10 protein-coding genes are annotated in these 9,483 nt (G+C 43.2%); all 10 read right to left on the reverse strand.

Going from position 1 to position 9,483, the window contains the following annotated elements; translation table 11 throughout:
* Nucleotides 1-27 precede the first annotated feature (27 nt).
* The 10 genes from M4I42_RS08035 to M4I42_RS08080 all read right to left on the reverse strand — a co-directional run bounded on the left by M4I42_RS08035 (nt 28) and on the right by M4I42_RS08080 (nt 9,184).
* Complete coding sequence (locus tag M4I42_RS08035) at nt 28-2,253, reverse strand: penicillin-binding protein (RefSeq protein ID WP_268851697.1); 2,226 nt, start codon at nt 2,251-2,253, stop codon at nt 28-30.
* 6 nt (nt 2,254-2,259) lie between these two features.
* A complete protein-coding gene (ftsL, locus tag M4I42_RS08040; RefSeq protein WP_268851687.1) occupies nt 2,260-2,607 on the reverse strand; it encodes a cell division protein FtsL in 348 nt (115 codons plus the stop codon).
* 18 nt (nt 2,608-2,625) lie between these two features.
* A complete protein-coding gene (gene rsmH, locus M4I42_RS08045; RefSeq protein ID WP_268851688.1) occupies nt 2,626-3,558 on the reverse strand; it encodes a 16S rRNA (cytosine(1402)-N(4))-methyltransferase RsmH in 933 nt (310 codons plus the stop codon).
* A 263-nt stretch (nt 3,559-3,821) separates the two neighbouring features.
* Nucleotides 3,822-5,450 (reverse strand): bacillithiol biosynthesis cysteine-adding enzyme BshC, encoded by a 1,629-nt coding sequence (gene bshC / locus M4I42_RS08050; RefSeq protein WP_268851689.1) that lies wholly within the window; start codon nt 5,448-5,450, stop codon nt 3,822-3,824.
* Between the two features lie 80 nt (nt 5,451-5,530).
* On the reverse strand, nt 5,531-5,917 hold the full coding sequence (locus M4I42_RS08055) for a DUF3397 domain-containing protein (RefSeq protein WP_268851690.1): 387 nt from the start codon (nt 5,915-5,917) through the stop codon (nt 5,531-5,533).
* Entirely contained in the window at nt 5,910-6,797 is an 888-nt protein-coding gene (locus M4I42_RS08060) for a 2-dehydropantoate 2-reductase (RefSeq protein ID WP_268851691.1), read from the reverse strand. Before M4I42_RS08060 ends, M4I42_RS08055 begins: the two co-directional genes overlap by 8 nt.
* A 105-nt stretch (nt 6,798-6,902) precedes the next feature.
* Nucleotides 6,903-7,499, reverse strand: coding sequence for an RsfA family transcriptional regulator (locus M4I42_RS08065; protein ID WP_268851692.1), 597 nt, complete (start codon nt 7,497-7,499; stop codon nt 6,903-6,905).
* 68 nt (nt 7,500-7,567) lie between these two features.
* Entirely contained in the window at nt 7,568-8,332 is a 765-nt protein-coding gene (locus M4I42_RS08070) for an enoyl-CoA hydratase/isomerase family protein (RefSeq protein WP_268851693.1), read from the reverse strand.
* Between the two features lie 103 nt (nt 8,333-8,435).
* A complete protein-coding gene (gene rpmF, locus M4I42_RS08075) occupies nt 8,436-8,609 on the reverse strand; it encodes a 50S ribosomal protein L32 (RefSeq protein ID WP_066323554.1) in 174 nt (57 codons plus the stop codon).
* Between the two features lie 62 nt (nt 8,610-8,671).
* Nucleotides 8,672-9,184: a YceD family protein gene (locus tag M4I42_RS08080; RefSeq protein ID WP_268851694.1), complete on the reverse strand. Its 513-nt coding sequence runs from the start codon at nt 9,182-9,184 to the stop codon at nt 8,672-8,674.
* Nucleotides 9,185-9,483 lie beyond the last annotated feature (299 nt).

Consider the following 9,483-nt stretch of genomic DNA (forward strand, 5'->3'; position numbering starts at 1 on the left):
ACATGTCCGGCTCTCATAACAGCAACATCAATCAACAGGGGCTTTTTCTTTCCTGTCCGTTTGCGACGTTTGCACTTGAGTGACCGCCTCTTTCCACTTTTTCGGCTCAACTAATTCTAAAATTAAATAATCTCCTTTTCTCACGCTGCTTCGCGGCCGAATGCTTTGCGTCACGACATATCCGCTTCCTTTCACGCTTGGCTGAAGACCGAGCAGTTCGGCCACTTTCAGCGCATCGCGCAACGACCAGCCGCGCAAATCTGGCATGTTCACTGTTCCGCTCGTCTTTAATATGACGCGTTCACGGACAATTACTTCATCGCCCGCAAAAGGTAGCTGTGCTTCCACTTCAGCTCCGTTGCCGATCACGACAGGCAATAACCCTTTCGCTTTCACATCTTTCACTGCAGCATCCACCGTTTGTCCAGCGTATGACGGCAGCTCAATCCCTTTTTTATCAAGCGATTTCTCCGTTTTTTCAAAAGAAGGGCGGATATTTAAATATTGTAAACTATTTTTCATCACCGTATTAAAAATCATCGAAACAGGTGCCGCTCCCGTTTCTGTAGGGGACAGTTTCGGTTGCTGAACAGCGACGTACATTAATAGTTGCGGGTCTTCTTTCGGCGCCATCCCTAAAAACGAAAAAATATAGTTTTCGTAGCCGGTTAAATAGCCGCCTTTTGGCGAAGGAATTTGCGCCGTTCCCGTTTTTCCGGCTACCCGATATCCTTCAATTTGGTACGGGCGACCTGTCCCTTTTTCCGATGTCACAACCGTTTCCAATATATCCAATACTTTTTGCGCAGTTTCTTTTGTAATCGGTTCTCCGACGACTTCCGGTTTATGTTGCACAACTACTTTTTTCGTATCGGGATCGACAATGCGGTCCACCACATATGGTTTCATCATTTTTCCGCCATTGGCGATCGCCGTTGCCGCTTGAATTTGTTGAATCGGCGTGATGGACGTTCCTTGCCCGAATGCCGTCGTCAATTTTTCGATTGGATAGCGGTATAAAATGTTGCCAAGTGCTTCTCCCGGCAAATCAATCCCTGTTTTCACATTAAAGTGAAAACGGTATAAATATTGCAAAAAGCGGTCTTCCCCTAATTTTTCTTTCACGAGCTTAGCAAAGGCAACGTTCGACGAACGCTGCACCCCTTCGTTAAACGTGATCGTTCCCCAGCCAACTTTATTATGGTCGCGAATTTCGTTCCGCCCTACTCGGTAGGAACCGGAACGGTACAGTTCATTGCCGTTGTACACCCCTTCGTTAATGGCAGCCGCCAACGTAAACATTTTCATCGTCGACCCTGGTTCATACGGATATGAAATGGCATCGTTTAAATAGTTCGTAATGTTGCGTTTGTTTGGGTCGAAACTTGGTCGTGTGCTCATCGCCAAAATTTCACCTGTTTTCGGATTGGCAACAATGGCAATAATTTTTTTCGGTTGATACTGTTTTTCCACTTGATTCATCGTATCTTCTAAAAATGTTTGAATTTTTTGATCGATCGTTAAGTATACTTCATCGCCGTTGTCCGGTGGAACGATCGTTTCTTTCGTGTCTGGTAGACGAAAGCCGTCTTTATCCCGTTCAAACACGACGTATCCATTTTTTTCTTGTAAATAACGATCTAAACTTTTCTCAATCCCCATCATGCCAAAGGTCTTGCTTTTTTCTTCGTTGCTTCCTTCTTTTTGTTGTGCATAGCCGATCACATACGAAGCGAACGTTCCGTTCGGATAAAACCGTTTCGTATCGCGAATAAACCCGATACCTGGTAACTTCAACGCTTCAATTTTTTGTTTCAATTCATAGCTAATGTTGCGTCCGTACGTACCAAATTCCACTTGTTTCGCTTTTTTCGTTAAAATACGTTCGGCTTCACGAACATCCATATGTAAAAGAGGTGCTAATTTTTCCGCTGTCCTTTCTGGATCGACAACATGCTTCGGGTCGTTCGGGTCAGTAGTCATTGTTGGATCAAGCACTGCCATTAACGTATAGGACGGCGTATCCTCCGCTAACACTTCGCCATTCCGATCCAAAATCGACCCTCGTTTCGCCGCAATCGTTTGCTTCTGTTTATATTGTTTTTCGGCTGCTATCGCCAATGCTTTCCCGTCCGCCTTACCGGTTGCCTGAATTTGCACAAAACGAAACATTAACACAAAAAAGAGCAGGCTGAATAAACAAAACAAAATGACTGCTCCTTTGTGGGTATTTTTATGCTTTTTATCGCTCATCATCCATCATTCCTGTACAACTTTCACGTTATTTTCGTTTAACGAAAGCCCGAGTTCTTTTGCCTTTTCTAAAATGCGCTCATAAGTGCTTAGCTGCTGGACTTCGACATATAAATCGTTGTTATGCTTTTTCTGCTCATCAATCGCTCCTTGTAGCTGTTGAATATGTTTATTTACTTGATAAATGGATACTTGGTTAGAAACGATTTGAACGGATGCATAAACAACGAATAAAAGAAAGGAGAACAAAACAAGCTTTTCCCCAAGCGTAAGGCGAAGTTTTCGTTTGACTTTCGGCCGGACAGACGGTTGTTGGCGCTGCTTCTCTTGAATTTTGACAGCTGTATTGCTCACATATTTCCCTCCTTATTGTTATAGTTTTTCAGCGATGCGCAATTTCGCCGAGCGGGCGCGGTTGTTGGCAGCAAGTTCTGCTTCTGAAGGAACGATCGGTTTTTTCGTCACTAGTTTTAATTTTGGCTTGTATTGTTCCGGAATCATTGGCAATCCTGGCGGAAGCTTTGGTCCTTCGCTTGCTTCTTTAAAGGTTAGTTTACAAATGCGATCTTCCAAAGAGTGAAACGTAATGACGCTAATTCTTCCACTTGGTTTTAATAAGTCGATCGCTTGCTGGATCGCCTCTTGAAATGCCTGCAATTCATCGTTGACAGCAATACGAATCGCTTGAAAAATTCGTTTCGCCGGATGCCCGCCGCTTCTTCGCGCGGGAGCAGGAATCGCTTCTTTAATCAATTCGACGAGCTCCCCAGTTGTCTCGATCGGCTTTTCTTTGCGGGCAGCTTCGATTTTTCTTGCTACTTGTTTCGAAAATTTTTCTTCCCCGTAATGAAAGAAAATATGCACAAGTTTCTCGTATGGCCACGTATTGACAATATCGTATGCCGTTAATGGCTCCTCGCGATTCATTCTCATATCGAGCGGCGCATCGTGATGATAGCTGAAGCCGCGCTCTGGTGTATCCAATTGCGGCGAAGAAACGCCGAGATCGAACAAAATGCCATCGACTTCATGAACACCGTACTCCGCTAGTTTCGTAGCTAAAAAACGGAAATTACTTTTAATAAACGTCACTTGCTGTTCATAGCGCGCTAGCTTTTGTCTCGCATAGCCAATCGCTACCTCATCTTGATCGAAGGCAAACAATCGCCCCTTTTCCGAAAGCTGTGAAAGCAAATATTCGCTATGCCCTCCGCCGCCAAGCGTGCAATCGACATAGACGCCGTCAGGCTTTATTTGCAATCCATCAACCGTTTCTTTCAATAAGACTGTCGTGTGTTGAAACACCGTCTCACCACCTTTTTTCGTGTTGTATGTCCTTGTAAGCTCGCTATTTATTTATTATACAACAAAATTAAACAAATTTTTAGGTGTTTTCTGTAAAAAATCGTCTTGTTCTGTTTTATTTTGTCGTTTTTCGTCTAATGATTCCATCGGCCAAAACGAACATTTATTTTACTTTTATTTCCACAAATTTATTCTTTCTGTACTATTCTCGTTTATAAAAAAAAATCCTGTATAACACAGGATTTTTCGTTCGACGTTTTTTGTTATATATATACAATTTTATGCAAGTTATTCCATCGATAGTCGAGCTGCATGAGCCGCGGAATAAAATCAAAACCATATTTATTTATATAATAGAAAATGTTCCAAATCCGCTCCTGTGGCGCTTTATTCGGCCATAATGACGTTTCGATGCGGGCAAATTTTTTCCACTCTACCTCGTATTTTCTCTCAATCGAGCGGTGCAATGTTTGGTGAAGAAAATCGATTTGTGCTTGAAGGAAAGTAGCATTTTTCGTCAATACATTCGCTAAACCACGATCAATTTCCAAGCCAATTTCTCGTAGCGGCCGATGAATGTCTTCGATTCTCTCTTTTGCCGTAGCAATCATTTCATCAAGAGGATACTTGATTTGCCGCTTTCTCCACGCCACTTTCGCTTCATCGATATGCCCTTGCAACACTTGTTCGACAGTCAGTCCTAGCTCTTGTAAATCTGTCTGAATCGAGCGCTCAACAAGCGTCATATTCAACCTCGGAACGACTGGCGGCATCGTGTAGCTAAACAGCGTAAACGCTTCTTTCAGCTCAGCCCAATAGGCAATTTCGCCTGGACCTGCAATAAAGGCGAGCGTCGGAAATAAAAATTCTTGCATTAGCGGCCGCGTCACGACGTTATTGCTTAGTTTGTACGGGTCTTTTTTCGCCAACATCAATAGTTCTTGCTTTGAAAACGCGATGTCTCCTTTTTTGCTGCGAAAACGGTCCGTTTCCTTTTCGTATTCTAAAAGCCAGCGCTCGCAGCCGTCATAATAAAAGAGGTTCGCACATTGCGGCTCTATATCAAGCGCTTTTCGATACCCAAGCTGCGCTAACAGCTGTTGCTGCTTGATCACCGCGTTCGTCACATCTCGATGTCGTTCGATGAGCGCAGTAAAAAATTCGCTTTCCATCGAGCGCAACGCTCCATCTGCCGCGTTCACCACGACTAATCCTTCTGACGCAAACAATCGCAAAACAATGGCCGCAAAAAAATCGACAAACGTATTCGCTTGCTCTATACAATCTTCTAAAAAACGGAGCACATCATTTGTTGTTTCAGTTTCACCGTATGTTTCCACTACTTCTTTTAGCCATTGTAGACACGTCTCTCGATCAATGGACAACTCAGCTGCCATTCGTTTTTCCTGCACAGAATGCGGATACGTGCGTTTTTGAACTTTTCCGTTTTCCGCTATGTATACGTGGTCAATTTCAGCGATGTCGTGATCCTCACCAGCAATCCAAAAGACCGGCACGACCGGAACACCTAGCTGCTGCTCTTGTTCTTTTGCGAGTTGAATGATTGATATGATTTTATAAATCGTATAGAGAGGCCCAGTAAGCAGCCCGGCTTGCTGTCCTCCGATCACCACAACGCTTGACGCGTTCGCCAGTTTTTGAATATTTTCGAACGTTTGCGAACTCGCTTGAAACTTTTCGTGATACGAAAATAAATGTTCTACAAGCTGCCGTCGTGGATATGCCCGTTCGCTAAGGTCGCGTAACCGCTGCTGAAACACATCGCTCTCATTCAAGTTATATCCAAATCCTTTTTCGACCGGAAACGCTCCCGTCATGTAATCAGTGGCTAACGGGGTCGTTGCTCGCAAAGAGATTTCCCATATCTCCATATTAAAAAACTTCCTTTCTCGCTCTTAATGTTCTTTCCTGAGTATACCACGCCTTGGTGTTAAAATGAAAAAATATGCGCTCACATATTGCTAGACACTCGCACAAAAATGCCATAACCAAGTAAACCGAAATAAAGGAAGAAAAATAAAAGAAAGCTAAACCGCCAAAAGAGGCGCAAGACGGATGGGATATGTAAATCCCCTTTTTTCCGCCAATACCCGATGGCAAATAAAATATTAAGCAAAAGCAACAGAATGAGCATCATCCATAAATATGATTTCCCCCAAATCGCCACGATAAGAAAATGAACCGCAACGATAAAAAACAAAGTAGAAATATTGATCGCCACATAAAATGATTTTTTCTTTTTCCGCGTCCATTTTCTCGCTACCATATAGATAACGAAAAACGACAATAACGGCATCGTCACAAATGCTGCGGTTATATGTGCAATCACATTACTCATTTTGTTCCATTCCTTTCACCGCATAAAATAAAAACTGGCAAAGCGGAGTTGAAATGCCTCTTTCTTTTCCTGCTCCGATGACATAGCCTAAAATCGCTTCTATCTCTGTCTTTCGCCCACGTTCAAGGTCAGATAACATGGACGAACGGTTATGAGCTGTTTTTGCACAAATGCTTACAATGCGCTGCCATGCCGCCTCTCCGTCCAATAACGCTAACGCCTCCCGAACTTCTGCAAATAATAATTCCATCATTTCTTTATACTCATGCACACGAAGCAACTCTCCATTGCGAACGCGCAAAACGGCCGTCAACGGATTGATTACCGCATTAACGACTAATTTGTTTGTCAACATCGTATGCCAATCTTCTGTGTACTCCATCGGAAAATCAAAAATATCTCTGTTCAACAGCTGTTCCGCTTGCCCAAGCCGCCCTTGAAATAACGATAGCGTCATTTTGCCGACGCCCGTATGTTCCACTGTTCGATCATCCCGCTTTAACGCCCCGTGCTCGACGACTCCTAAAACAATGTTGCGCTCTTCCCATTCCGTCAACAGCCGAAGATGGCCCATTCCGTTTTGTAAAAAAACGAGCGTTGCTGCGAAAGGAACATCTTTTAGTCGCGCGAGCACATGGGCGAGATCGTATTGTTTAACAGTGATAAACAATACGTCTGCTTTTATTTCTTCTTGTCCGAATGGCACGGCGTGAACCGAAATCGTTTGTTCCTTTCCTTGCTTGCACAAGCGCAATTTTTGTTTATTTAAAAGATCCGCTTGTTCTCGCCGCCGCGTATAAATGGTCACTTCGTAATGCGGCTGCAAATAAGCGGCCGTTAAAAGACCTATCGCCCCGCCCCCGATTATTCCTACTTTCATCGTCATTTTCCTCACTTTCTCCGAAACAGTTCTTGTGCCTATTTTACCAAATTCTAAATCGGGGAGTTAATAGAAAAAGCTGATCGAAATCGACCAGCTTTTTCTCTATTTTTCTAGCTTCTCAAGATTTCCGTTCCGCTCCATTTGGAATTTCATTTTTTTCGCTTGTTCCTCTTCTTCTAGCACAACCATTTTGCGAGCCCGGTCCATAATGCCAATCAGCGTCTGATAGTCTTCTTGCATCGTTTTCAGTTCTTTTTGCAGCTGTTCTTTTTCCATTTGCAGCTTCGTCACCATTTGCTGCAGTTGCTCCATGTCTCGTTTTAGCGCGCGATTTTCATCGGCAACATGTTGATAGTGAGAGGAAGATTGTTGGTACGACTGCAAAAAAGCGATCACATCTTGCCATGTTATTTTCACCGTTCCGTCTTCCGATAAGCATCTTTCTCTTTGCGGCGACTGTTCCCCATTTTTTTTCTTTTCTTTTCGTTGTTTTTTCGCTAATTCAATTGCCTCTTTATACTGCTTTCGTATATACGAATTCCAGCGAAAACCGCAAGCGGCAGCGGTACGCGACAGACGTCTACCAACTTCTTCAAACGCCTGTAGTTGCGTACCCCCTTCCCGAATGTGACGCAAGACTACTTCCGCCAACAACAAGTCTTCGTCCTGTGTCCACGCATCTTGGCGTACGTTTGTCATCTTTCCTTCCCCCTAGTCGCTTTTTTCACTATATGTATGCGACTAGTAGAAAAGATAGAAGTGGGAAGTTACGAGCGATTTAAAAAAGTTCGTACCGCTTCCTCATGTTCTTCGGATCCCCAAAGAATCGCGCATTGCTCAATTTCCGCAAAAAATTTCGCGCGAAACTCGTCCGTTTTCCATTTTTTCACCGCTATTTGCTTATAGGCGCGCAACACAGGAACCGATTGGGATAAATATGGGGAGAGCAACTTACGACACTGTTCTTTTAAATTTCCTTCCGTTAACAATTCGTGAACCCAGCCGTATTCCGCCATTTTTTCGACAGGCATTCGTTCTGCTCTTAGTAAGAGATCGAGCGCATGAGCATACGGTATTTTTTCGAACAGCATACTTGCTCCGCCCCATCCGGTCGTAATGCCTAACGTTCCTTGAATAAAACCGGCTTTAACACCTTGCTTGGCGTAGCGAAAATCACAAGCAGTCGCTAATTCGCAGCCACCGCCGACCGCCATTCCGTTTAACAAAGCGACCGTCGGCTTCGAAAGCGTTAACAAAGAATACAAAATCGTCCCCATTTTCGAAAGCATGCCGTACGCTTCTTCTTTCGTATGCAAATGGTGAAATTCGCTTAAATCACCACCGGAACAAAACGCTTGCTCTCCTGTTCCAGTAATGACAAGCACTTTCACTTTATCATTTTCTTCTACGAGCCGAATCGTATCTTGCAATGCATCCATCACTTCATAATTAATCGCATTTCGCTTTTCTGGCCGGTTAATTGTAAACCAAACAATGCCGTCATAATCTCGCTCTAATAAAACTGAACTCATCTTCTTCCCTCCTCCCTATATATGTTGGCCGTTCTTCTTTATTTTCCTTCTTATATTGAAAAAACGAGCGCAAGGAGGCTTCCTCACGCTCGTTTTTTCATCATTATTTGTTCACAACGTCTTTTCCTTTGTAAGTTCCGCAAGCTTTGCAGACGCGATGAGCTAATTTCATTTCACCGCAATTTGGGCATTCAACCATGCCAGGAACTTGCAATTTGAAATGTGTGCGACGCATTCTTTTTTTCGTTTTCGATGTTCTTCTAAAAGGTACAGCCATTGTTTCCACCTCCTTAACATGGTTTAGCAATTATCGTGAAGGCCCGGATCATCCGGTTCTTCTCACTTGTCTTTTTGTTCAAAAAACTTCGCTAATCCGGCCAGACGAGGATCGATTTTGTTCTTTGCTTGTTCTTCCGTAATGACCTCCCAACCAACACCCGATTGCGGCGCACCGCCTTGAACTGTTTCTTCCGCAAAAACTTGCATTGGAATTTCCAAAAGAACGAGTTCTTTGACAATCGGCAATAAGTCGATTGAGTCCCCTTGCACGAGATGCGTATCTTCGTCTGGATTTACATCATAATCGTTTAAAAAAAACGTTTCCGTCGTCTGAATCGTAAACGGATACGAAACATCCACTAACGTACGGGAACAAGGCAACACCATCGTTCCTTCAATCGTTAAGTGGAAAGTAAATTTCGTCGCGCCAATGTCCGCACGACCTTCGACATGAACAGGCGAAATGTCGCGAATGAATTTGTCGATCTGTTTCAAATCGGAAACATCGACAGTTTCTTCAATTGCAAGCCCTTTTGCCTGCAATTGATGAAGCTGATGGATAGACCATTTCATCAGAATCACCTCAAGGCAACAAAGAAAATTATACGGCTCGTTTTTCTGTTTGTCAATATTTTTTCTTTACAGAGCTTTTTGCGATGTTGATTTTTTTATAAGGTTGGTGCTTATTCGATTGTACTTTCGTTCGTTATTTTTCTGGCTCTTCACCACAAAATGTACTTGACAAAGAAAAATGTTCATGATACGTAAAATTAAAACGATCATTTTTTTCATTTTTTACCATTCGTCTTATTTGAATAATGTCGATATCATAATTTACTTTAAAAGTCAAGTACATCTTTCGGTGATGAACC

It is taken from the genome of Anoxybacillus sp. J5B_2022 (assembly GCF_026847645.1).
In the GTDB taxonomy this organism is placed as follows: domain Bacteria; phylum Bacillota; class Bacilli; order Bacillales; family Anoxybacillaceae; genus Anoxybacteroides.